We start from the raw sequence: 22,274 nt of genomic DNA, 5'->3' as shown, positions 1-22,274 counted from the left end.
TCTCATTTCACCAATGTCAACTTCTGCGAAAAACTTTTTTCAAACTTACGTTTTTCAAGTTGTTGTTGGCTACATGTATTACTATACCATCTTAATTCGCAGAAGTCAACTTCTGTTTTTGGACTTTTTTAAAAAGAGTCTTCTGCTTTTTGAAGACAAAGAGTATCTTACCTAATTCCTCAATATAATGCAATAACTTTTTTACATAAAAAATACGGATATCATAGACATCCGTATCTCTTCTATATAATATCATCATGCTCAATCATTACTGCGCTTCCTAATCTTAAAAATTGGATCCTTCATCGCCTCACCGCGAGTGTATTCATCTAAGCTCTTAAATGTATAGCCCTTCTTTTTTAAATCCTTAATGATTTTTTCCAAAGCATCTGCATTGTCTTTAGAAACTGTGTGTAGTAACAGCACTGCCCCAGGATGAATCTGCTTCATGACATTGTTATAAGAATACTGCCAGCCTTTTTGGTCGTCGCGGTACCAATCAACGAAGGCTAAAGACCAGAAGACATGAGTGTAGCCCATTTCCTTTGCCTTCATAAGGGTACGTTCACTAAATACGCCTCGTGGCGGACGGAGATACACCATATGCTTAACGCCCGTGATCTCCTCGGTGCCCGCTCTAACTTTTTCAAGCTCTCGGAAAAATCTTTCATTGCTTACAGTCGTCATATCTGGGTGATAATACGAATGATTACCAACGATATGACCTTCATCAGCCATTCTCTTTACAAGGTCAGAGGCACTTTCTAAATAATGACCCGTTACGAAAAAGGCGGCAGGAACTTTCTCTTTTTTTAGTACATCAAGAACCTTAGCTGTGTACCCATTTTCATAACCATTATCGAATGTTAAGTATATGTCCTTCTTATTTGGGTCACCTTTATAAAAGGCCCCGTACTTCTCTAACAACTCATCATACTCTTTTCCGGCTTCGACCGGTTCTTCATTTGAAGACTTCTTAAAGCCCCAGTGAATCGGAGCACTGGAGACACTTGCTGAGACGATGGTCGAAAAGCTAAGCAATAAGGAAAAAAGGATGGCTAACAGCTTTTTCATCTGTAGTCCCCTCTCACAGTACAAGTTTTCTTTATTGTCCGTAATTAGAGAGAAAATCATTCATGTTATTTGGAAAAACCGAGAGTTGCTTCATTCATTTTTACAAAATCAGCAATTGCTTGTGCATTCTTTTCCATACCGTACTTGAAAGTATCAACTTCTATATTATATGTTTCACTCTGTTGGTGAACAAATTGAAGTTGTAGTTTTGCTTGTCCAATTCTTCGATCTCCCCGCACCTGTTCACGTCTCTCTAGTTCCTCCAAAGGACAATGAACACCAACAAAATATATGGGGTAATTTCTTAGTGTTTTATAAGCATCTGTAACCGTTTCTTCATCGTGCAAAACATGGTCAACAATAAGATTAACCCCTTGATCAGAAAACATAGCAATCGATTGATGGAAAAACGTTTCTGTAGGGACTGGAATTAGTCGGTCAGTTCCGCGTTCTTCCATCCGTTCAATGATTAAATCAAAGTCATCAACGCTAAAATGAAAATAGTTAGGAAGATGCTTGACGATTTTCTTTGACAATGTACTTTTTCCTGCACTTGAAACACCATTTAAAAAAATAATCTTTCCTTTCATTTATTCCTCCGTTATGTAAAAAACCGAGTGCTTCGTGAGCACTCGATCCTATGATTAAAAGACACGTTCTTTGAATGTAGCTAATTTTTCTAGCGATGACTTTTCAACATCTTGATGCAAGCTGTTCCCATGCGAATCCATTGTCACAACTGCTGTAAAACCTTCTACTTTCAAGTGCCACATCGCTTCCGGAATTCCAAATTGCATAAGATCTACACCTTCAACCGATTTGATACAATCGGCATAGTATTGTGCAGCTCCACCGATCGCATTCAAGTACACGCCACCGTGTTCTTTTAATGCAGCAAGAGTTCTTAAACCCATTCCGCCTTTTCCAATGACCGCACGGATACCAAACTTCTTCATGATATCACCTTGGTAAGGCTCCTCCCGGATACTGGTTGTTGGGCCAGCTGCTTTTACGTGCCATTTTCCTTCGTCATCCTTTAGCATAACAGGTCCACAGTGATAAATGATTTGTCCGTCAAGGCTTATCGGCGCATCATGGTCAGACAAATATTTATGAATGGCATCTCGCCCTGTGTACATCATGCCATTTATTTTCACAACATCCCCAACTTGTAGTTCACGGATTTGCTCTTCTGTAATAGGTGCTTCAAGAGTAACTACGCGACTCTCCGTTTCTTGAGACGCAGCTGTTTCTGCTTTCGCTTCTTGTTCAGAAGCGAAATCTACGTGTTCACCCTCTTGGTACATCCAGCTATTGATTTCACCTGTTTCTGGACTCACCTCTACACCTAGGCGGCGATACGCCCAACAGTTATAGGCTACTGATACGAAAAAGCTAGCAGGTATACGGTTGATAACACCAACTTTACAGCCAAGAAGAGTTGTTTCTCCTCCGAAGCCCATCGTTCCAATCCCCAGTTCATTTGCATTTTCCATTACATATTCTTCTAGTTTACGAAGATCTTCGTTCGGGTTCACATCATCTACCGAACGGAACAGCTGCTCTTTTGCTAGCTCGTAACCAGACGTACGGTCTCCCCCGATACCGACACCGATAAAGCCAGCGCTACAGCCTTGTCCTTGCGCTTGATATACTGAGTGCATGATACATTTACGGATTCCGTCTAGATCACGTCCTGCACGACCAAGTCCCTCTAACTCAGCTGGTAAGCTATATTGAATATTTTTATTTTCACAACCGCCACCCTTTAAAATAAGGCGCACGTCGATATAATCCTTTTCCCATTGCTCAAACTTAATAACCGGAGTACCTTCTCCTAGATTGTCTCCACTGTTATCACCGGTAAGAGAGTCGACCGAGTTCGGACGAAGTTTTCCGTCTTTTGTTGCTTGCGCGATCGCTTCTTTGATTGCTTTTTTCATAACGAGTTGGTTTGCTCCAACTGGTGTTTTTATTTTAAACGTTGGTAACCCTGTATCCTGACAGATTGGTGACACATTGTCGTCTGCCATTTTAATATTATTTGTAATTGTAGCTAAACTCATTGCTGAGCGTGTACCTGCACTTTCTTTTTCCTTCGCCGTACGAATCGCACGTCGAACATCCTTTGGCAACTTTGTTGATGTTTCTACGATGAGTTGATACATACTTTCCCGAAACTTCTCGATATTCATGACTCGTTCCCCTTCCCCATGTATCTAAATAAGTATGAATTTTTCAACATTTCCCCTTCACATATTATACTCCTATCACGATTTGATGGAAAGAGTTTAGCTGGAATCGGTTACAGATGGAGAGTATAGTTGTGAATTGGATGATCGAGGGGTGGAGTACAGGATATCCTATAAATAATTGAATATATTCAAAGAAGTTTTCATTCTAACCGTGAGTTTTATGAGTCTATCCGCGAGTTCCACCCACAACCCCATACTTCTTTACCAACAAGAACCTCTGCAGCCCCTTAGTCAGGCGAATCGCTTCTTGCTGATGCTTAATAGTAAGCTCCTGATTTCCACGTTTTGCTGAAGCCTCTGCTAAGATAGCCTCCCTCATCCATGGCTTCTTCTGCTCCCTAACCAATTGTTCCGCTCGTTCGAGGTCTCCATCCTCAATCGCCAGCAACCCTTCATAATATAATCGAAGTGTTGGTTGCTTGATCTGAGCAATTAAGTCTCTTTCCTCCACTAACTTTCCTTTATACGCAGCATACGTAACAGTATAAACAGTATAATAATGGCCCTTTTTATATTTTTCACGCACATCACGTAATGCTCTTTCTATCTGAAAGTCATCATCATTTGCCATTGCATAATAAAAGTGAAATATAGGCTGATTCGCTCTATCTTCTAAAAACCTCTCAACCTTTTTCATATCGTTCGTTATATAGAGGTTGAACATGATTGGTAAATAGCTTACTGCCGCTGTAACGAATAAAATCACTACAATTAAAATCCAAAATGGAATGTCAACCAATGCAGCAATCACACCTAGCACGATGGCAACCCCAAATATAATTGAAAACTGACTTCTGCTTAACATAAAAGTTACTCCTTCTTTCTCTCCTGTTCGAGCAATTCAATAATGCGATCAAGTTTGTCTTCAATGGTTGAAGACTTCTTCGACCGATTTAAATAGCTCACAAGTATGTAAATAAACACAGTAACAAACCCGACCATTACTAGCATTGAAAATAGTTGAAATAACAAATCCCCCATATTCATCCCTCTCCACATCCTTCCTATAGTATATGTACGATTCGTACAGCATTAAGGTTTCACTATAGAAAAAAGTGCAGCTAAGCTGCACTTTATCATTTATTAGTCTCGATTATTAAATTCTCGGCACTTCGATTCTAAATCATCAATCATTTCAATTAAACGATCTATATCTTCAAGCTCCGTATTTTCTGGCTCAATAGCATCCAATACTTCAATAAACATATTTAATCGTTGTTTTAAAAATGTAACCTGTGAATTTTTATCGCTTACTTTGTTACCCATTTGACTCGCTCCTTTCACTCGATTCCCATCGTACAGAAATTCCTTCCAACTTTCAAGGCTGTTTGTTTCTATTTTCCCCATTTTCCGAAGAACTTGAACATGGATTGACAGATTCCTCATACAAATTGATAATAGCAAAGGATGATCTTGAAAAGGAGAGAATCGATGAAAACAATTAACAACCCAACCATCACTCCCCAATATGATCCTTGGGAAGCATATATGGATGTTGAACAACACGGGAAAATGACCCTGTCAAATATAGAATTTACAACAACAACACTTTGTAACATGCGCTGCGAGCATTGCGCAGTAGGTTATACTTTGTCACCTAAGGACCCTAAAGCATTACCAATCGACTTAATAATCAAAAGACTTGATGAAATACCTCATCTCCGTTCTCTTAGCATTACAGGTGGAGAACCTATGCTTTCACTCAAGTCAGTTGAAAACTATGTGCTTCCTTTGTTTGAGTATGCCCACTCACGTGGTGTTCGTACTCAAATTAATTCAAATCTTACATTAGATATTGAACGTTATTATAAAATTAGTCCTTATTTGGATGTTCTTCATATCTCGCATAATTGGGGAACAGTGGATGATTTTATCGACGGTGGCTTTGCCATGATGGAGAAAAAACCAACTCGCGAGCAACGGGCCTCCCTTTTCGCTCGGATGATTGAAAACAGCCGTGCACTAGTTGATGCCGGAGTAATGGTATCTGCAGAAACGATGCTGAATTCGCGGACACTTCCATATTTAGAAAGCATACATCAGCAAATCGTCGAGGAGATGAAGTGTCAAAGGCATGAGATACACCCTATGTACCCTTCTGACTTTGCATCAAATCTTGAAGTTTTGGGTTTAGACGAAATTCGCCAAGCGATTCACAGATTGCTTGACTTCCGCAATGAAAATGTATGGATGCTGTTTGGAACTTTACCTTTCTATGCGTGCAATACGAATGAGGAGGATCAAGCTCTTCTTCAAAGACTTTTTAATACAAAGAATGTCACTGTACGTAATGATCCAGATGGTCGTTCACGACTCAATATTAATATCTTTACTGGAGATGTCATCGTAACAGATTTCGGCGATACTCCACCACTTGGTAATATACAATCCGATGAGTTACCAGGTATTTTTAATAAATGGCTTGAGACCGACTTAGCAAAAAGCTTAAGCTGCCATTGTCCAGCCGCTCGCTGCCTTGGACCAAATGTGTTAGTGAAAAATAGTTATTATAAAGGAATTGATTTTTCTACACGTAAAGCTTTTATTCATAAATAATTGAAAAGGGTCGATCACTTTTTATTTGTGATTGATCCTTTATTCATTTAACACACCTTTAACATCTTCACCTCTGCTCGCTTCTTCCAGTAGGAATAACCTATAATTGTCTCTCCACCACTCCTACCACTACTCTCGGGCACGATTACCGCTAAGCTAAACTATTTCCACCACCCAAAACGACTACCTCAAAGAAAGAACGGACTCCCAAAAAAGGAGTCCGCTACTTACCGTTATCACCTTGGTTTTTCCGGTGCGATAAAACCAAATGAAACATGATCCTGAACAGGGATCCATGCGCCAATACCTTGTGAAGTTACATTTTTCACGACAATCATCTTTTTGCTACCCTTTAGCATGATATATACTTCACCGTAAGTGACTTTTCCTTTTTCGTTTACAGCTGGGGCATAGCCATACAAATAGCCAAGGCGTTTCGGTGGTACATTGTATACTTGATCCTTTTTCGTTCCCCCGCCCACGACGGTTTCAAATGCTAAAGGAAGGCCTGTTTTTTCAGCAGCCTTTAACAGCATCATTTTCTTAACATCTTCTGCATTCGCCACCTTTGAGGTTAAGCCTCCACGGATGATTTTTTGCATTTCTTGGACATAATGCATTTGGTAATTTGTGTTTCCACCACGATTGTCTACATAATTTGTATTAATTTTTTGATATTCCCAGTTTGGTGCCGTTTCGCTTGATTCATAATTTAACGGCCATTGCCCTAAGTAGACAATCGCACGGTAGCCCACGGCAAACGGTGTACTGTTTACAGTCGTTTCATTTAACATGCGAATCAATTCTGGGTTTTCAATTTTTACTTTCGAAGATTCAATTAATTCCTTCGTCAGTTCGCTAGGTTGTAAGGTCGGCATATCCTGTGTTGGGTTAGGATAGGTATTTTCCTTAGTTATGTTTAATACCGAGTTTGGCATTTGTACCTGTTGTTGCTTTTCTTTTTTTGTTTCAGGTACAGCTGGTTTTTCAGCGTGTATAGTCGAAAAGGATAAGAGCGAGAAAAGAAAGCAAACGAATAATGCATACAATAACCTTCTCATTTTTGTAGAACTCCCTTCAGCTAACTCATAGATTTGATATTAGTTTTTTCGGAGTTCCTTTAAATTATCCATTTGCCAAAAACTTCTACAATCTTTTAATTAGAACTCTTTCCCACATTAGACTAAAAACAGCGATAAATGGTCCTAGACCAAGTGCAACAGCAAATGTACCCAACCCAATGGGTCCATGCAGGAGGATGGCAAGGCATAACGCCAAGACCTCACCTATTGTTTTTGATGTTCCGAGAGTAATCTTGAATCGCTCCTTTAGAGCAATCATAAAGTCATCAATTGGGCTTAGTGGCCATCTCGCCTGAATATATGTAGCGATCCCTAATGAAATGAGTAAGATTCCGACCGCAAGACTTACTAACTTTGGATAGAACCCTAATGGATGAAATCCATCAAATACAATCAAAAGCCATCCATCAATAAAAATGCCACTAATAGCTACCGTGATGGCACAGGATACTTCGGGTACCGACTGCTTAATTAGAGCATTCAAGAAAATTAGAAGTAGGCCTATAATAATTGACCAGCCACCTACGGTTAGTCCCATCAAATTGGTTAATCCGACATTTAGTGAGTCCCATGGTCCAGCACCAAGATCAGCTTTAATGGTAAGAGAAGCACCTAAAGTCAAAATGGCAAGTCCACCAACATAGAAAAATAAGCGATGTAAAAACAATGTGAAATAAGCCCCCTTTCGCCAAATTGTAACAATATTGTAATCTTCAGAATATTTACTTAACTGCCTTTATAAGCTATAATTAGCTTACATCTTACACAAAGGAGGATTGCAGAACATTCGCTTATCACTTTTAAAGGAGGTTTGTAGTTTATCTTGTTAATCGTCTCTTTAGAAATGCAACGATCATATTAGAGAGGAGTTGATAAACTAGAAAACAAGCGTCTGTATCTTTTTATTCCGACCTTGTCCAACATATTCTTGGAAACGTAAAAATTACTTAAAAAAATAAGAAAAGACTCTGTATCGTCTTTTGATACAGAGTCTTTTTTGGCATTTATAATGGTTGTTGTTTTCCTAAAGCTATTGCACCTTTGAATTTAGTTTGCAGGCTCTTTTCTAAGAAAAAAGGCTTTTATAATAGGTAAAATCCAATTCCCATAATAAAATAGGCTGCGAGAAGGGTAGCCCCTTCAAACCAGTTGGATTCTCCGTCGTTTGCGATGATTACCGACAATAGAACTGCCGAGGCCATCGCAATCAGTTCCTGAATCGTAAACACTAACGGCATTGGTGTAGGGAAAAACAAGGAAACCAACACAAGTGCTGGAGCAACGAACATGGCAATTTGTAAGGTCGATCCCACAGCGATTTCTACCGCTACATCCATCTTGTTTTTATAAGCCATTATGACAGCTGATGCGTGTTCAGCGGCATTACCAACAATCGCAACAATGATGACCCCAATGAATAGCTCAGTCCATCCAAATGTTTCTCCAACTTCTTCAAACGTATGAACAAGATTTTCTGAAACATAGGCCACTGCTAGGGTAGCAAGAAATAACACGCCAATTGCTTTGTTTCTCCCCCACTCAGGTACCTCTTCCTCATCCTCTCCATCTTCATTGGATGTTTGGTATACCCCACGATGAGTCACTAACTTGAAGAATAAAGCCGCCAGATATAAAAGGATCAAAATCACTGAAATTCCCACGCTTAAAGACATTTTTTCCATCGGTTCCATCGTCATAGAAAATACTTCTGGTATAACGAACGCTACTATCACTGCAAACATGAGCAATCCAGAATTATGTCTTGCATCAAATACATTAAACGTTTGCCTCTTATATTTGAGCCCACCGACAAAAAATGAAAGTCCTGCGACCAATAAGAGGTTTCCAAGTACAGAACCGGTTAAAGAGGCAAGGACCACACCCGTTAATCCAGCCTTTAAAGCAAACATAGAGATGATCAGCTCCACCGCGTTTCCAAAGGTGGCATTTAATAGTCCACCTACCCGGGGGCCCGTTACAATCGCTAAGCTCTCGGTAGCTCTTCCCATAAAACTAGATAACGCAATAATCGTTAAGCAATAAATGATAAACATGATAATACTCGACCAGTGCATCATTGTACCAATTACAGATAACGGAACACCAATAAGTACAAATAGAAAGAACACTTTATTCGCCATAACGCTTCCTCTCTTTCATGTAAATATTATCAGTTATAAAATTTCCGGAGAGAGACAGATTAAAGATAGCCTCTTAAAAGGAGAGATCGGAATGAATGTAAATGAAAAAGTACTACATATGTTCAATAAACATGCGATTGGAACACTAGCTACGATTCAAGATGGAAAACCATTTAGTCGCTTTATGCTATTTTTTCACGATGGTTTGACTCTATATGCCGCTACTCACAAGCATACGCATAAACTCGAAGACATGAATGCAAATCCAAATGTTCATATTTTACTTGGATTAGAAGCGAAAAGCTTTACGAGTCATTATTGCGAAATCGAAGCGGTTGCTTCTATCGAGGAATCACCGGAGCTGCGTAAAAGATTCTGGGATGATTCCTTATCTGAATGGATGTCTGGCTCTGATGATCCGAATTATGTATTATTAGCTTTCAGACCAGAAAGAATACTCTATTTTGAAAAAGCTGGCAGTGAGCCCGCGGAACTCTCCATGTAAAAGGAGGGGCAGAAAAATCTGCCCCTCCTTTTTATTATCTATTTCAAGCAATTTCAAACGTTTCAATGATGTCAATTTTATCAATAACCGATTGAACCATCGAACAATGTTTCCTCGTTAATTCCATTGCCTTATGGATTTTCTTTTCATCTAGGTCCATTCCTTTAATTGTAAAGTGGACCTTGATCACCTCAATCCGATCCGCTTCCTCTTTGTCTCTTTCTACATCTGTAGAGATGTGTATATCTTCAATTGTCATGCGCATCTTCTCTAGCACTTTGCGAAGAACTCCACCACTGCAAACAGCAATAGAAGCAACCAGAAGCTGATAGGGACGGAATCCGTAGGCTTCATCTCCCGCTACATCCAGCCTACCGTACGGCGTTTCTGTGTAAAACCCTACATCCTTCATATGAAAATCCATTTTCTCACCTCTATATCCTTTTCCTGAGGTTACACTATTTTTCCATTTTTAAAAAGAACTTCATGGTAAAAATTTGTTTCAACCTCCGAAAGATTCTTGTATGATGGGAGAAGAAATATGAAGGAGAAACAATCATGAAAAATAATAAACATGCTTTCTGGATACTCGTTAGCATTGTAGCGATTTCAGGATTCAGTCAAGGGATGCTACTTCCATTGGTCGCGGTTATTTTTGAAAAAAGCGGAATCAGTTCTGGTATGAACGGAATGAATGCGACTGCTTTATATATAGGAATTCTTCTAGCTTCTCCTTTTATGGAACAGCCGCTTCGAAAATTCGGCTATAAAAACATTATTTTATTCGGAGGATTGTTGGTTGTTGTTGCTCTTGCCCTTTTCCCTTTATGGCAAAATTTTTGGTTTTGGCTTCTGCTTCGCTTCTTCATCGGGATTGGGGATCACGCCCTTCACTTTGCAACACAAACTTGGATTACCTCCTCTTCTCCAGTAGCAACGAGAGGGAGACATCTTTCCTTGTATGGGTTATTCTTTGGGATTGGGTTCGCAGTAGGTCCATTGATGACACCGCTAGTAAATATCAGTCTGTCCCTTCCATTTATCATCTCGTCCGTTATGTGTTTAGTTGGTTGGGTCTTTATTTTTTTATTGAAAAATGAATACCCGGAAAACGAAGAAGGGGTTAGTAGCTTTAAAGACACAGGAAAACGATTCGGGCAGGCACTTAAATATGGGTGGGTCACATTTTTGCCACCTCTTGCGTATGGCTTTTTAGAATCATCGTTGAATGGAATTTTCCCAGTTTATGCGCTCCGAACAGGGATTGAAGTGTCAGAGGTGTCCATCTTACTTACTTCTTTTGCTGTCGGTGGAATCATTACCCAACTCCCACTCGGAATATTAAGTGACCGCTTTGGTCGTCGGAAAGTATTGATGGTTATTTTATTCCTTGGATTTGCCAGCTTCTCTGCGGCAAGCTTTTTAGAAGATTCCTTTATTGGTTTATTTAGTTGTTTCCTATCAGCAGGAATGGTGGTAGGCTCGACATTCTCACTAGGAATAGCGTTCATGACCGATATTATGCCAAAGAATCTATTACCTACAGGAAATTTACTGTGTGGAATAGCCTTTAGCCTTGGAAGCTTAACAGGTCCGTCTATTGGTGGCCTGGTTATTCAAGCCTTCAAGCAGATTAGCTTCTTCCATATCGTTAGTACCCTGCTATTTTCGATCTTTCTTGTGATCGTTTTGTTTGGTAAGCAGGCAAAGGTAAGCTTAGCTAGTGAAAAAAGCGCTTAAACAAAACTAATTTTAAATTTGAAACGATTACAATCTACTTAAATAGAAGAACTCCCTAAGATTCTTAGTGAAAAAATATAAATGAGCAAACCCCTTCTGAACTCGTAAAAAATATGGTATGATAAACGTAATAAAATAGAACTCAAGCAATTCTGCTGTCATCATTAGATGACAGCTTTCGTGTTTTTTAGGGGTAATGACTTTGATTATTTTTCTCAATTAGATGAATGGAGGAGAGAATATGAATACAGAAATAAAGGCTTTGGAAAGACCTCTTGAAGCCAATGAAAGCTTTTTAGAAAAAATAAAGCCACATGCTGAATTAATTGCTGCCATTACAAGTGGGGTTTTAATTGCAGTTGGATGGACATTAGAAAAAATGGAGTTTTCGACAGCTTCTATCATCGCTTTTCTGTTCGCTTTTGTAATTGGTGGATTTGCTAAGGCCAAGGAAGGAATAGAAGATACCATTGCAGACAAAGAACTGAACGTTGAAATGCTGATGATATTTGCTGCGATTGGGTCTGCGATTATCGGTTATTGGACAGAGGGGGCCATTCTCATCTTTATTTTCGCGATGAGTGGAGCACTTGAGACGTATACCATGAATAAAAGCCATAAGGAGATCTCGGCATTGATGGAGCTTCAGCCTGAAGAGGCACTTCTCATTCGCGGTAGTAATCAGGTAACAGTTCACGTAAGTGAGCTTAGTATTGGAGATTCTATTTTAGTGAAACCAGGGGAACGCGTGCCTTCAGACGGAAAAATTATTAAAGGACAATCAAACCTAGATGAAGCAGCGATAACAGGAGAATCTATACCTGTTAGTAAAGGGATTGGCGAAGAGGTCTTCGCCGGTACGGTAAATGTCAATGGATCCCTCACCGTTGAAATTACGAAACCAAGTAGCGAAACCCTATTTCAGAAGATCATTCAGTTAGTCCAATCCGCTCAAAGTGAAAAATCACCTTCTCAGCTTTTCATTGAAAAATTTGAAGGGACTTATGTAAAGGTCGTCCTTGCCGTTGTTGTACTCATGATGTTTGTTCCACATTATGCCCTTGGTTGGAGTTGGACGGAAACCTTCTATCGGGCCATGATTTTACTTGTAGTTGCCTCCCCGTGTGCATTAGTCGCATCGATCATGCCGGCCACCTTATCTGCTATTTCTAACGGAGCGAAGCATGGCATTCTTTTCAAAGGTGGCGTTCATTTAGAAAACCTTAGCCACTTACAGGCCATTGCATTTGATAAAACAGGAACACTTACTAAAGGCAAACCAGAGGTAACGGATGTAATTGTAGTCGATGATATGGAAAGACAGCCCCTTTTACAAGCGGTCGCAGCCATTGAGAATCATTCGAATCACCCACTGGCTCAGGCAATTGTTACTTTTGTAAAAAAAGAAACAGGGGCTATGCTGAGTCATCCAGAGAGCATTGAAGATGTATCGGGATATGGGGTAAGGGCAAGTCTTAACGGGATTGATTGGAAAATTGGCAAAGCAGATTTTGTTGGTAAAATAGAGGCGGAGAACTTCTCTAATGGGGTAGCAAAACAGCTCGCTTCTGAAGGTAAAACCATTGTGTATGTGAATCAAAATGAAAAGCTTGTTGCCCTTATTGCATTAAAAGATGTGGTACGTGAAGAAACAAAAGCAGCCATTGATCTGTTAAAAGCAAAGGGGATTTACACAATCATGCTAACAGGTGACAGTGAAAAGACAGCCGAAGCGATCGCTGGTGAAAGTCATGTGAATGAATACGTAGCTGAATGCCTTCCAGAAACAAAGGTGGAAAAATTAAAAGAAATTCGTAAGCGATTTGGTACCGTTGCGATGGTGGGAGATGGAATAAATGATGCTCCTGCCTTAGCAACAGCAAATGTGGGGATCGCGATGGGTGAAGGCTCAGACGTTGCCCTTGAAACAGCTGATATCGTGTTAATGAAGAACGATCTTCCTCGTATCGCAGAAGCTATTACACTGTCTGAAAGAATGAATCGAATTATTAAGCAAAACGTGATTTTTTCCATCTCGGTCATTATGTTGTTAATCGCTTCAAACTTCCTCCAATTTTTAGACCTTCCTTTTGGTGTCATTGGGCATGAAGGAAGTACCATTCTTGTTATCTTGAATAGTTTACGTTTATTAAAATCATAAACGCCGGGGATGCCCCCGGCGTTTTTAGCATGCTTCATCCTTCATTTTGCTATAAAGTGCATTAATCTCTCCACCAATAATCATAATAACTCCCGACATATAAAACCAAATCATTAATACGATGATGGCCCCGATGCTTCCATAGGTTGCCGAGTAATTACCGAAATTACTTACATAGTAGGAAAAGGCAAGAGAAACAAGTGCCCAGCCGATGGTTGCAAAAATGGCACCAGGCACCGCCCGAACACATTTGAATTTTTTATTTGGAGCGATCCAATACAGACCGACAAAGACGGTAAACAGAATGAGCGAACTAACCACCCACCGTAACGCATTCCAAATCGATAGAAATTCATCAGATAATCCAAATGTAGAAAATAAGAAAATGCCGATTTGCTTTCCGAAAACGGGAAGCAACAAAGCAACGATAAAGACAAAGATCATCGCAAAGGTTAACAGGATAGACATGCCCCTTGCGACAAAAAAGGAACGACTTTCTTTCACATCATACGCATGGTTAAAAGCTTTAACAATTGCATTAATTCCATTTGACGCTGACCAAATGGTAGCAATGATCCCGAAGGATAATAAGCCTCCATTCCTTTTTTCCATAATGTCATTTAAATTGGTTTCAATAAGTGCAAAGGTTTCTGCTGGCGCAAAATCTTCCAAGAATCCTAAAAGCTCTGGTTGAGATATAGGTAAGAACGAAATCAGCGTAGCTAAAAATATTAGCAGTGGAAATAAAGAAAGCAGAAAGAAGTAGGCTAGCTGCGCAGCCAGTCCAAATACATCATCCTGCAATACTCTCTTTGTAAGTAAGGTAAGAAATCTCAGATTAATAACCATTCCATTCCCCCTTCTTTACTATGAATTATTCTTCTTCCTTATGAAAGGCCTCTTTTGTTTCTTTTACGATACCTGTTACAGCTGGTGTTACTTCACGAAGTTCCTCTACCTTGTCTGCGATAAAGGATATATCTCCACTTACCTGCTCAACAGTTGAACGAATTTTCGTTGTCGCATCCTTTACCTGTTCCACTACTTCATCTGGATGCTTGATATAATAGGATAGCTCACCACTTGTCTTTTTACAGCTTTGTACGACTGCCTGTCTTGTGTCTCGATCAAGTAGGCTGATTGCTCCTCCAGCAAGAGCTCCCCAAAGGACACCTGTCCAAAACTTTTTTGTACCACTCATCTTATTTTCCCTCCCTGCTTGCATTCTCATTCGTTTGAATTTCTTTCAATAAGCGTTCACAGCCCACCTTTAATAAATCAAACACTTCTTGAAAATTCCCGGTAAAGTACGGGTCAGGAACATCCAGCTTGTCTGCCTCCGGAACATAGTCTAGAAGCTTTACGATTTTCGTACTCGTATGAAGAGAGGTGAGCTTATGTATGTTTTTCTCATTTTGAGTATCCATTGCCACAATATAATCAAAATCATTCAGATCTGTTGTGACCAGTTGTCTAGCCACCTGACCTTCAAAACTAATCTGATGTTGATTTAATATGTCTTGTGTACCCTGGTGAGGGGGCTTCCCAACATGCCAATCTCCCGTACCAGCAGAATCAACCGTTATTATATGTTCTAATCCTTCCCTTTTCACTAAATCACGAAACATCGCCTCTGCCATTGGTGAACGGCAAATATTCCCGAGGCATACAAATAAAACTTTAACCATGACTACTTCCCTCCTTTCTACATTTTGTAGGAAAAGGAACGGCTTTTCAACCTTTCCGGAAAGAAGTTACTGAAATTCATTTGACTTTTCAAAGGGAACATGGAAAGATAATTTTACAAGCTTGCTGAAAAAGGGGAGAACAATCGATGAATTTGTCTGAGAAATCAGTAGAAAACGTGGAATATATGATTGAAAAAATAAAAGAAAAACTAAAGGTGCTGAACCTAGGTGCCATCAAACCATCACACTTTGATGAAAATATGTATGATGAGCTAAAAGAGATTTATGACCTAGTAATGAAAAGAGATTCGTTTAGCCCGAATGAAACTCAAGCACTAGCCGAAGAGTTAGGGAATCTTCGAAAGCAATAATTTTTCATTAAGAAACTGCACCCCAACTAGGCTTGAGCGTGCAGTTTCTTTGCTTTTTTACTTATCTAACACTTCCGTAATCAATAGCGTGTGATTTTCCCCTAAAGAAATTTCTTCATTTGTATCTAAATAGCGCACGTAAGGCCTTTGGAGATTACCTGTTACTTTGGTGACAATCGCACTCCGGCCATTATTTAGGATGACCCTCGTACCCGGAATAAAGTGTGGTACCTCTTGGACAAACAGTTTAACCAGATCTGTGCTAAAGAGTGTTCCGCTTTTTGTCATCACATACTCCATTACCTCATGTGGTGGGATGCCCTTTTTCGATAATGCATTCTCGTAAAGATTCGCAATGCTGCATATTTGGGCAAACTCATGAATTTCCTTTTCACGTAATCCCCTAGGTATCCCACTGCCATCAAAGGCTTCGTGATGCTGGTAAGCAACATGCGCAGAAAGCAAACTCACTTCTCTTGTTTTTCGTAAATATTCAAACCCTACCCTCGGGTGATCATCCTCTACAGGAGTTAACGCTTTTCCTATATCGTGAAGCAATGCTCCTACGGCTAAATCCCGTATTTGCATTTGTGAGATTTGATACTTTTTTGCAATTTGTAAGGCAAGAAGTGTGACATTAACCGAGTGGGCAAACTCTCGAAGATCTTCTGCTAAAGAAGAGGCTGGAATTAAAAGAATGGCTTTTCTTTTATTTACTTCCTCAACTAGCTTAATGGCAAGTTGTTGAATGGGTCTAATCGGAAGCTCTTCTTTTTTCTCAACTGCTTTGTATACCGCTTGTACCACATCTACAGCATCTACCCATGTTGGAACATCGAGCATCTCTTCCATTGAAATTCCAAACGATTCAGCGTCCTCTATAAATAAATATCGAATATCTAGATCTATTAATTTTTGTAAGTATGTTGGATGAATCGAGCGTCCTGCTGCAAGAAGAACCCTTTTTTGCCGGTCAAAAACGGGTTTGGCCAATTGCATGGTGCGTGGTTCATATTCATCAATTCGAATTAATCTCATCGTTACTCCCTCTACACTCATTAATACCTTTAGTATACAAATAGTTTGTCTCCATTGCTATTGCCCTTTACTCCTAAGTTTCACTTTATATATAGGATGGACAGGGGAATAAAGTAAAAGGAATCACCGAATAATAAGGCTAAGCTAGGCATATTGCTGAAAGGAGGAGGGTTTGGATGGTACGTAAACTTCTTATGATATTGCTTGCTGGTTTTCTAGTTACCTCTGTCGTTGCTTGTGATGATGCACCAGGTGAAGATGAGGTTGGCGATGGCGAAGTACAGGATGAGGAATAATGTTAATTAACAAATAAGGGAACAGCACTATTTATGTGTTGTTCCCTTTCTTGTGGCCTATTACACACCCATTTTACGGCGTTGATTGCTGACCTTTTTGGTTTGCTGGCTTTTCATTTTCTTTGTTGTCGCAGGTCCGTTCGTACTACCTTTTCCACCGGCTTGCTGATTTTTCTTTTTTTCTAATTGTTGCTTTATGGCTTCTTGTAAGCTCATTTTCTTTTTTTCGGTTTCATGGTTTTCTGTCATGTTCTTTCCTCCATCTTGTATTAAATAGAATTTTGTTTAAATGTACTGATTATTCACCTTGGTCTGTTAGAATGACTGGACCATCCTTCGTAATGGCAATCGTGTGCTCAAATTGAGCAGAGTTTTTTCCATCCACGGTACGGGCCGTCCACCCATTTGAATCCATTTTTGTCTCATAGCTTCCTACGTTGACCATGGGTTCAATCGTAAATACCATTCCTTCTTTTATACGAGGGCCTTTTCCTGGGAGTCCAAAGTGTGGAACGTCCGGCTTTTCATGAATGGATGGACCAATCCCATGCCCAATAAAGTTTCTTACAACAGAGAATCCCTCTCCCTCAACATAAGTTTGAATCGCATGTCCGATATCTCCAATACGATTTCCTACAACAGCTGCTTCAATTCCTTTGTATAAGCTATTTTTGGTTACTTCTACAAGGCGGGTCGTTTCTTCCGAAGCTTCACCAACAATATACGTCCACGCAGAGTCTGCTAGGGCACTATTCACATTAACAACCATGTCGATTGTAACAATGTCCCCTGCATTTAGAGGTTCTTTTCTCGGAAACCCATGGCAAATCTCATCGTTAATGCTAGCACATGTTGCGTATTCGTAACCTCTATAACCCTTTTGCTGAGCGGTAGCACCATGCTTTTCTAAATAGTGATCAACAAACTGATCAATTTCCCAAGTAGTTACCCCAGGTTTGATCATCTTTTTTATTTCTTTATGACAAGCCGCAAGAAGCTCGCCTGCTTTTTTCATTGCTTCTATTTCACGAGGTGACTTTAAAACAATCATGTAACTCAACCTTCCCCAATACCAATAATGTATAGTCTTTATTGTACTCTCAAAAGGTCTATATTAGCAAAGCATTCCTATGTCTAAATATGTTAGATTACCTAAAAAAATAGTCAATCAAACGTTTGATTGAATCGCCCTCAGCCCTTTAGAAACAACAAACGCTAAAAAAGAATTTGTCGAATAAAAAAATAAGTTTCACCCACCCAAATCCCGGGTATATAAGGGTGTCTATAAGGGTGTCAGACACCCTCCGTGGACAAAATGGGCCATTCTGTCCTTTGGTGGTGTCTGTCACCCTTTGTGGACAGATTGGGGTGATTTGTCCGTTTCGGGTGGACAGTGAATTTTTTTTATTTATGCCCATAAATATCGCTTTCATTACGAATGGTATTGTGTATAATGCTACATAGAAGTATTAAAAGTGATATTCCGCTTTTACGTACTAGAACCGTAAAAACCTTGAATTTGTGACCAATTAAAGAATTTTAAGAACGATACATACTATTTTCGTTCTGAATATGGAACTAACCGTATTTTTTTGCTAATATAAATTCATACAGAGAGATAGGTGAGTGATCTAGATGATTGGAGATCGTGTAAAAAAACTTCGTCTTGAAAAGAAAATGTCAATGTCTGAACTAGCTGAACAAGCTGGTGTCGCTAAATCATACTTAAGTTCATTAGAAAGAAACTTACAAACCAACCCTTCAATCCAATTTCTCGAGAAAATATCAGCTGTGCTTCACGTGCCAGTTGACCACCTTATACACGAGCACCCAAATAAAGACGAACTAGATTCTGATTGGATGAAGCTTGTGAAAGAGGCAATGAACTCTGGGGTTTCCAAGGATCAATTTAAAGAGTTTCTAGAGTTTAATAAATGGAGAAGTAATCAATCAAATAATAACTAATATGAAAAGACAAAATCACCGATGATTTTGTCTTTTTTTTCAAAATAAAAAAGCATTTCTATTTAGGTGGTTACCTGACAGAAATACTTCCATTCTATGTATGAAACAATATGCTAAGTATGACTAGTTCTTTTTATCCCCTAATTTCATTCTCACCTAAAAATTTTCTGATTTCATCTTTCTGAATACCTAACTTTTTCGCTTCAAGGATTAATAACATCCACTCATAATCAAGCTCTTCGACCGTAACCTCATGCGTTTCTAACATCCCTCAATCTCCCCCTAAAATACGATCGTATTCCAGGCAGTCCAGCCGTCTTAGCAAAAAACTTCTAACTACCTTAGACCTGCGACTTTGCGTCCCCTCTTTTCAGAAGGTTTGCCTTTTTCTGTGTTCACGTACCTTATGTGATTCACTTATCAATCATTTTACTACTCGAATTTAGTAAATTGTGTAAAAATTTGTCACATGTTTTAAAAATTTCCCAACTTTTTACTTACACTATTCGACAGAGACCTCCATAAAGAACAGTGAATCTGCTCTTTCATATTTTACCATTTTTCATTTGTAAAATAATGGGCGAAAATTGTAAATATTTCTGTCGGCAGCTGTCGAACTAAATTCGTGAATTTTCTGACTTTTAGTAATTAAGCCTATTTTCCTAGTTTCTGCTTCTCATATGCTTTCAATTTTCTTTGGATAGGAATGATATTTACATGTACCCTCTCAAGTGTAGCTGCATCAAAAAATGGTAATTTCGTTAGATTATGACCACATGTAGGGCAGGTCCATTCCCCTGCTTCCGAGCTACTGTATGAAGGGCGATAACATTTATCACAGTTTTTTCGGTACATGCCAACCACCTACTATTCTAATAGTTTCGTTTTCTATTCTATTAATTTTTGTTCTATATAAAGAATATCTTGATTTTATTTTAGTCCTTAGTTCTTTTAAACTAAACTAGCTAAATCAGCCGAATTTTCGTTATAATGAACAATTCTCTTCTATTTACGTCTCCTTTCTCCACTATTCTTAATTTTATAATTTTTTTAAGAACGAATTGTTCGTTACAGTGTACGGAATCTCTTTTTGAAAATCTATTTCTATTTTTATGCACAAAAAAAAGAATCAGTCCTTATAAGACTGATCCTTGAAAATTATTCTTTAAGCTTGAGATGTAAGCTGAACGGCTATTTTTGATCCAACCTCAGCATTGTTTTTAACCAAAGCAATATTTGCTTCTAAGCTTCTTCCCTCAGTTAGTTCTTTTACTTTTGACAAAAGGAATGGAGTAACGTTCTTACCAGCAATATGCTTCTCCTTCGCTTCTTTTAAAGCAGATTCTATAACACCATTGATAAATTCCTCTTCAAGTGCATCTGTTTCTGGGATTGGGTTAGCAATGACCACTCCACCCTTCAATCCTAACTCCCACTTTGTCCGAATCATGCTTGCGGCTTCCTTTTCATTTTCCACTTGAACATTCACTTGGAATGGACTTGTTCTTGTATAAAATGCAGGAAGTACATCTGTACCAAAGCCAACGACTGGCACCCCATGAGTTTCTAAGTACTCCAAAGTTAAACCAATGTCGAGAATAGATTTTGCTCCTGCACACACAACAGCAACATTTGTCTGTGCAAGTTCTTGAAGATCAGCTGAGACATCCATCGTTACTTCCGCTTCACGGTGAACTCCACCAATTCCGCCCGTTACAAACACTTCAATCCCTGCAAGCTCAGCACAAATCATCGTTGCTGCCACGGTTGTTGCCCCATTCTTTTTCGTCGCAATTAGATATGGTAGATCTCTACGGCTTGCCTTTTCAATATCCTTACGTGTAGCAAGCAATTCAAGCTCTTCATCTGATAAACCGATTTTTATTTTTCCATCCAAAATGGCAATGGTTGCTGGTACAGCTCCATTCTTACGAATAATATCCTCCACTTCCTTTGCCGTTTGCACATTTTGTGGATACGGCATTCCGTGAGAGATAATCGTTGACTCTAGTGCTACTACTGGTAAATTATTTTTCTTCGCTTCTAAAACTTCCTGTGAGTATTCTAAATATTTTTCCATATTGTTTTCTCCTTAGTTGAAATTGTGTTGGAAAGCTTCCTGTAGCTGTTGATGATTTAATGTAGGGCTAACCGTTTCCTCCGTGGCTAATGTAAGCATCGAACAAGCCATACCAATTTTACAGGCATCCTCTGTTTTTAAATTACGTAAATACGCATAGACAATTCCTGCAACCAGGGCATCCCCTGCCCCCGTAACATCCACCACATTAGCCTTTGGTGGTAATAAAACACCCGCTTCATTCGCCTTTGTAAAGTAAATAAGTCCTTTGTCGCCGCGAGTGATCACGACTCTTTCTACACCCTTTTTCATAATGGCTTCTGCAGCTTTAAAAAAGTCACCTTCGTCTTTAATTTTATTCCCTGCTAACGCCTCAGCTTCGTCTTTATTGGCTATAAGCCATGCTACACCATCAAGGTTTTGTGGCAACTTCTTAATCTTTGGAGCAGAAACTGGTGTAATCACCAGTGGAATTTCTTCCTCCCTACAACGGTCAATCACTTTTACAAGTACATCAGCGGGGAAGTTTGTATCAATCATGACAAGTTCGGTTGCAGCAAGAAAACCCCAACGCTTCTCTATAAAATCCACATCAACTTGATCGTAGATACCCATATCTGCTAGAGCAACAGCCATCTCGCCATCTACGTCTAAGACAGCCGTATAGGTTCCCGTTGCTTCATTTGGAAGGACTTTAGAAGGCTCTATATCTACGTATGACTTTGTATAATCCAGTAGCCATTTTCCCTCATGATCATCACCTACAACGGTCATTAGAGAAACATCTACTCCTAGCCTTCCCAAGTTTTCAGCTATGTTCCTAGCAACCCCTCCGCAAGAGTTACTTGTACTAGCAGGATTGGATGTTCCAAGCTGAAGCTTGTCCATCGCTTGCATTTTTCTATCAATATTAGCTCCACCAATGCAGATGACCTGTTTTTTATTGGGCAAAACGTATGCCCGACCTAATAGTTTTCCTTGCTTTGTAAGAGAAGAAATATAACCAGCAACAGCCGAACGAGACAATCCCGTCCTTTCCGCTAACTCATTTTGAGAGATAAATGGATCTCTTTTAATCAGCCCAAGTATTGTTGCTTCCTTATCACTCATAATTCACCTCGTAACATTTTTGGACATTTGTTAATATTATAAACTTTTGTTTATAAATTATCTACCATCTTCTTCTAGAATGGGTGGATATTTATCAACATCATAGTATTCCCTAATTATGTTGTATTTTGCCAACACTAAAATTTGAATATTCCGTGAATTTTATTTGCCATTTTAGTGAATAAACACTATACTTAAAGTAGATTCAACCA

The 22,274-nt window shown here is 39.3% G+C and carries 25 protein-coding genes and 1 riboswitch; of the genes, 6 read left to right on the top strand and 19 right to left on the bottom strand.

Features of this window, described 5'->3' with window-relative positions; genetic code table 11:
• Positions 1–261: 261 nt before the first annotated feature.
• The 6 genes from pdaA to BKO01S_RS10145 form a co-directional block, all read right to left on the bottom strand.
• Positions 262–1,074 (bottom strand): delta-lactam-biosynthetic de-N-acetylase, encoded by an 813-nt coding sequence (gene pdaA, locus BKO01S_RS10165; RefSeq protein WP_066052746.1) that lies wholly within the window; start codon positions 1,072–1,074, stop codon positions 262–264.
• A gap of 65 nt (positions 1,075–1,139) precedes the next feature.
• Complete coding sequence (locus BKO01S_RS10160) at positions 1,140–1,664, bottom strand: chloramphenicol phosphotransferase CPT family protein (RefSeq protein WP_066052743.1); 525 nt, start codon at positions 1,662–1,664, stop codon at positions 1,140–1,142.
• A gap of 54 nt (positions 1,665–1,718) precedes the next feature.
• Entirely contained in the window at positions 1,719–3,269 is a 1,551-nt protein-coding gene (locus tag BKO01S_RS10155) for a fumarate hydratase (protein ID WP_066052740.1), read from the bottom strand.
• 226 nt (positions 3,270–3,495) lie between these two features.
• Positions 3,496–4,134 carry a DUF2892 domain-containing protein gene (locus tag BKO01S_RS10150; protein WP_066052737.1) on the bottom strand — a complete coding sequence of 213 codons (639 nt, stop codon included), beginning with the start codon at positions 4,132–4,134 and terminating at the stop codon, positions 3,496–3,498.
• Between the two features lie 5 nt (positions 4,135–4,139).
• Complete coding sequence (locus tag BKO01S_RS23920; protein WP_198158796.1) at positions 4,140–4,310, bottom strand: DUF4083 family protein; 171 nt, start codon at positions 4,308–4,310, stop codon at positions 4,140–4,142.
• Between the two features lie 102 nt (positions 4,311–4,412).
• The gene (locus tag BKO01S_RS10145; RefSeq protein WP_066052783.1) at positions 4,413–4,595 is read right to left on the bottom strand and encodes an SE1561 family protein; all 183 of its coding nucleotides are present in this window, start codon (positions 4,593–4,595) and stop codon (positions 4,413–4,415) included.
• A gap of 165 nt (positions 4,596–4,760) precedes the next feature.
• Between BKO01S_RS10145 and yfkAB the strand changes: the two genes are divergently transcribed.
• The gene (gene yfkAB, locus BKO01S_RS10140) at positions 4,761–5,885 is read left to right on the top strand and encodes a radical SAM/CxCxxxxC motif protein YfkAB (protein ID WP_066052733.1); all 1,125 of its coding nucleotides are present in this window, start codon (positions 4,761–4,763) and stop codon (positions 5,883–5,885) included.
• A gap of 236 nt (positions 5,886–6,121) precedes the next feature.
• Here the strand turns inward: yfkAB and BKO01S_RS10135 are convergent, their stop codons facing one another.
• From BKO01S_RS10135 to cax, 3 genes are all read right to left on the bottom strand, one after another.
• The gene (locus BKO01S_RS10135) at positions 6,122–6,946 is read right to left on the bottom strand and encodes a YfkD famly protein (protein ID WP_066052729.1); all 825 of its coding nucleotides are present in this window, start codon (positions 6,944–6,946) and stop codon (positions 6,122–6,124) included.
• An 85-nt stretch (positions 6,947–7,031) separates the two neighbouring features.
• A complete protein-coding gene (locus tag BKO01S_RS10130; protein WP_066052726.1) occupies positions 7,032–7,634 on the bottom strand; it encodes a YczE/YyaS/YitT family protein in 603 nt (200 codons plus the stop codon).
• Between the two features lie 415 nt (positions 7,635–8,049).
• Complete coding sequence (gene cax, locus BKO01S_RS10125) at positions 8,050–9,108, bottom strand: calcium/proton exchanger (RefSeq protein ID WP_066052724.1); 1,059 nt, start codon at positions 9,106–9,108, stop codon at positions 8,050–8,052.
• A 91-nt stretch (positions 9,109–9,199) separates the two neighbouring features.
• Here cax and BKO01S_RS10120 point away from each other — a divergent pair, with 91 nt between their 5' ends.
• The gene (locus BKO01S_RS10120) at positions 9,200–9,613 is read left to right on the top strand and encodes a pyridoxamine 5'-phosphate oxidase family protein (protein WP_066052721.1); all 414 of its coding nucleotides are present in this window, start codon (positions 9,200–9,202) and stop codon (positions 9,611–9,613) included.
• 43 nt (positions 9,614–9,656) lie between these two features.
• On the opposite strand, the gene BKO01S_RS10115 is transcribed toward BKO01S_RS10120, so the two are convergent.
• Positions 9,657–10,037 (bottom strand): OsmC family protein, encoded by a 381-nt coding sequence (locus BKO01S_RS10115; RefSeq protein ID WP_066052718.1) that lies wholly within the window; start codon positions 10,035–10,037, stop codon positions 9,657–9,659.
• Between the two features lie 134 nt (positions 10,038–10,171).
• Between BKO01S_RS10115 and BKO01S_RS10110 the strand changes: the two genes are divergently transcribed.
• Both BKO01S_RS10110 and BKO01S_RS10105 read left to right on the top strand, forming a co-directional pair.
• On the top strand, positions 10,172–11,353 hold the full coding sequence (locus tag BKO01S_RS10110) for an MFS transporter (RefSeq protein WP_066052715.1): 1,182 nt from the start codon (positions 10,172–10,174) through the stop codon (positions 11,351–11,353).
• Between the two features lie 241 nt (positions 11,354–11,594).
• Positions 11,595–13,514, top strand: a complete 1,920-nt coding sequence (locus BKO01S_RS10105; protein ID WP_066052714.1) for a heavy metal translocating P-type ATPase — start codon at positions 11,595–11,597, stop codon at positions 13,512–13,514.
• 24 nt (positions 13,515–13,538) lie between these two features.
• Here the strand turns inward: BKO01S_RS10105 and BKO01S_RS10100 are convergent, their stop codons facing one another.
• Genes BKO01S_RS10100 through BKO01S_RS10090 form a run of 3 tightly spaced genes read right to left on the bottom strand, consistent with a single transcriptional unit; the run spans position 13,539 to position 15,202 of the window.
• Complete coding sequence (locus BKO01S_RS10100) at positions 13,539–14,363, bottom strand: YihY/virulence factor BrkB family protein (protein WP_066052707.1); 825 nt, start codon at positions 14,361–14,363, stop codon at positions 13,539–13,541.
• A 25-nt stretch (positions 14,364–14,388) separates the two neighbouring features.
• Positions 14,389–14,715, bottom strand: coding sequence for a YtxH domain-containing protein (locus tag BKO01S_RS10095; protein ID WP_066052703.1), 327 nt, complete (start codon positions 14,713–14,715; stop codon positions 14,389–14,391).
• Position 14,716: 1 nt separating this feature from the next.
• Positions 14,717–15,202, bottom strand: a complete 486-nt coding sequence (locus tag BKO01S_RS10090; protein ID WP_066052700.1) for a low molecular weight protein-tyrosine-phosphatase — start codon at positions 15,200–15,202, stop codon at positions 14,717–14,719.
• Positions 15,203–15,348: 146 nt separating this feature from the next.
• Between BKO01S_RS10090 and BKO01S_RS10085 the strand changes: the two genes are divergently transcribed.
• The gene (locus tag BKO01S_RS10085) at positions 15,349–15,573 is read left to right on the top strand and encodes a DUF1128 domain-containing protein (RefSeq protein WP_066052696.1); all 225 of its coding nucleotides are present in this window, start codon (positions 15,349–15,351) and stop codon (positions 15,571–15,573) included.
• A gap of 57 nt (positions 15,574–15,630) precedes the next feature.
• Here the strand turns inward: BKO01S_RS10085 and BKO01S_RS10080 are convergent, their stop codons facing one another.
• The 3 genes from BKO01S_RS10080 to map all read right to left on the bottom strand — a co-directional run bounded on the left by BKO01S_RS10080 (position 15,631) and on the right by map (position 17,958).
• Positions 15,631–16,611, bottom strand: coding sequence for an HD-GYP domain-containing protein (locus tag BKO01S_RS10080; RefSeq protein WP_066052695.1), 981 nt, complete (start codon positions 16,609–16,611; stop codon positions 15,631–15,633).
• A gap of 356 nt (positions 16,612–16,967) precedes the next feature.
• Positions 16,968–17,156, bottom strand: a complete 189-nt coding sequence (locus tag BKO01S_RS10075; protein ID WP_066052691.1) for a hypothetical protein — start codon at positions 17,154–17,156, stop codon at positions 16,968–16,970.
• A 49-nt stretch (positions 17,157–17,205) separates the two neighbouring features.
• On the bottom strand, positions 17,206–17,958 hold the full coding sequence (map, locus tag BKO01S_RS10070; protein ID WP_066052687.1) for a type I methionyl aminopeptidase: 753 nt from the start codon (positions 17,956–17,958) through the stop codon (positions 17,206–17,208).
• A 584-nt stretch (positions 17,959–18,542) separates the two neighbouring features.
• On the opposite strand from map, the gene BKO01S_RS10065 reads away from it, so the two are divergent.
• Positions 18,543–18,872, top strand: coding sequence for a helix-turn-helix domain-containing protein (locus BKO01S_RS10065; RefSeq protein ID WP_066052684.1), 330 nt, complete (start codon positions 18,543–18,545; stop codon positions 18,870–18,872).
• Positions 18,873–19,005: 133 nt separating this feature from the next.
• Here BKO01S_RS10065 and BKO01S_RS23915 read toward each other — a convergent pair whose 3' ends face one another.
• The 3 genes from BKO01S_RS23915 to BKO01S_RS10050 all read right to left on the bottom strand — a co-directional run bounded on the left by BKO01S_RS23915 (position 19,006) and on the right by BKO01S_RS10050 (position 22,062).
• Positions 19,006–19,140, bottom strand: coding sequence for an anti-repressor SinI family protein (locus BKO01S_RS23915; RefSeq protein WP_084362038.1), 135 nt, complete (start codon positions 19,138–19,140; stop codon positions 19,006–19,008).
• A 32-nt stretch (positions 19,141–19,172) separates the two neighbouring features.
• Positions 19,173–19,266: riboswitch (cyclic di-GMP riboswitch) on the bottom strand.
• A 771-nt stretch (positions 19,267–20,037) separates the two neighbouring features.
• Complete coding sequence (locus tag BKO01S_RS10055) at positions 20,038–20,952, bottom strand: pseudouridine-5'-phosphate glycosidase (RefSeq protein WP_066052677.1); 915 nt, start codon at positions 20,950–20,952, stop codon at positions 20,038–20,040.
• Positions 20,953–20,964: 12 nt separating this feature from the next.
• Positions 20,965–22,062 carry a carbohydrate kinase gene (locus BKO01S_RS10050; protein ID WP_066052675.1) on the bottom strand — a complete coding sequence of 366 codons (1,098 nt, stop codon included), beginning with the start codon at positions 22,060–22,062 and terminating at the stop codon, positions 20,965–20,967.
• Between the last annotated feature and the right edge of the window lie 212 nt (positions 22,063–22,274).

Source organism: Robertmurraya korlensis NBRC 107688, from assembly GCF_001591645.1.
In the GTDB taxonomy this organism is placed as follows: Bacteria; Bacillota; Bacilli; order Bacillales; family Cytobacillaceae; genus Robertmurraya_A.
Note: the sequence above shows the minus strand (reverse complement) of the source record. Positions and strands in the feature narration are given on the sequence as shown.

Excerpts from the sequence above, each read along its gene's own strand:
- BKO01S_RS10075 (WP_066052691.1), bottom strand. The coding sequence starts at position 17,156 with ATGACAGAAAACCATGAAACCGAAAAAAAGAAAATGAGCTTACAAGAA.
- BKO01S_RS10120 (WP_066052721.1), top strand. The coding sequence starts at position 9,200 with ATGAATGTAAATGAAAAAGTACTACATATGTTCAATAAACATGCGATT.
- yfkAB (WP_066052733.1), top strand. The coding sequence starts at position 4,761 with ATGAAAACAATTAACAACCCAACCATCACTCCCCAATATGATCCTTGG.
- BKO01S_RS10155 (WP_066052740.1), bottom strand. The coding sequence starts at position 3,269 with ATGAATATCGAGAAGTTTCGGGAAAGTATGTATCAACTCATCGTAGAA.
- BKO01S_RS10055 (WP_066052677.1), bottom strand. The coding sequence starts at position 20,952 with ATGGAAAAATATTTAGAATACTCACAGGAAGTTTTAGAAGCGAAGAAA.
- BKO01S_RS10110 (WP_066052715.1), top strand. The coding sequence starts at position 10,172 with ATGAAAAATAATAAACATGCTTTCTGGATACTCGTTAGCATTGTAGCG.
- BKO01S_RS10085 (WP_066052696.1), top strand. The coding sequence starts at position 15,349 with ATGAATTTGTCTGAGAAATCAGTAGAAAACGTGGAATATATGATTGAA.
- BKO01S_RS10150 (WP_066052737.1), bottom strand. The coding sequence starts at position 4,134 with ATGTTAAGCAGAAGTCAGTTTTCAATTATATTTGGGGTTGCCATCGTG.
- map (WP_066052687.1), bottom strand. The coding sequence starts at position 17,958 with ATGATTGTTTTAAAGTCACCTCGTGAAATAGAAGCAATGAAAAAAGCA.
- BKO01S_RS10135 (WP_066052729.1), bottom strand. The coding sequence starts at position 6,946 with ATGAGAAGGTTATTGTATGCATTATTCGTTTGCTTTCTTTTCTCGCTC.
- BKO01S_RS10050 (WP_066052675.1), bottom strand. The coding sequence starts at position 22,062 with ATGAGTGATAAGGAAGCAACAATACTTGGGCTGATTAAAAGAGATCCA.
- BKO01S_RS23920 (WP_198158796.1), bottom strand. The coding sequence starts at position 4,310 with ATGGGGGATTTGTTATTTCAACTATTTTCAATGCTAGTAATGGTCGGG.
- BKO01S_RS10160 (WP_066052743.1), bottom strand. The coding sequence starts at position 1,664 with ATGAAAGGAAAGATTATTTTTTTAAATGGTGTTTCAAGTGCAGGAAAA.
- BKO01S_RS10105 (WP_066052714.1), top strand. The coding sequence starts at position 11,595 with ATGAATACAGAAATAAAGGCTTTGGAAAGACCTCTTGAAGCCAATGAA.
- pdaA (WP_066052746.1), bottom strand. The coding sequence starts at position 1,074 with ATGAAAAAGCTGTTAGCCATCCTTTTTTCCTTATTGCTTAGCTTTTCG.
- cax (WP_066052724.1), bottom strand. The coding sequence starts at position 9,108 with ATGGCGAATAAAGTGTTCTTTCTATTTGTACTTATTGGTGTTCCGTTA.
- BKO01S_RS10090 (WP_066052700.1), bottom strand. The coding sequence starts at position 15,202 with ATGGTTAAAGTTTTATTTGTATGCCTCGGGAATATTTGCCGTTCACCA.
- BKO01S_RS10065 (WP_066052684.1), top strand. The coding sequence starts at position 18,543 with ATGATTGGAGATCGTGTAAAAAAACTTCGTCTTGAAAAGAAAATGTCA.
- BKO01S_RS23915 (WP_084362038.1), bottom strand. The coding sequence starts at position 19,140 with ATGTTAGAAACGCATGAGGTTACGGTCGAAGAGCTTGATTATGAGTGG.
- BKO01S_RS10100 (WP_066052707.1), bottom strand. The coding sequence starts at position 14,363 with ATGGTTATTAATCTGAGATTTCTTACCTTACTTACAAAGAGAGTATTG.
- BKO01S_RS10080 (WP_066052695.1), bottom strand. The coding sequence starts at position 16,611 with ATGAGATTAATTCGAATTGATGAATATGAACCACGCACCATGCAATTG.
- BKO01S_RS10145 (WP_066052783.1), bottom strand. The coding sequence starts at position 4,595 with ATGGGTAACAAAGTAAGCGATAAAAATTCACAGGTTACATTTTTAAAA.
- BKO01S_RS10095 (WP_066052703.1), bottom strand. The coding sequence starts at position 14,715 with ATGAGTGGTACAAAAAAGTTTTGGACAGGTGTCCTTTGGGGAGCTCTT.
- BKO01S_RS10115 (WP_066052718.1), bottom strand. The coding sequence starts at position 10,037 with ATGGATTTTCATATGAAGGATGTAGGGTTTTACACAGAAACGCCGTAC.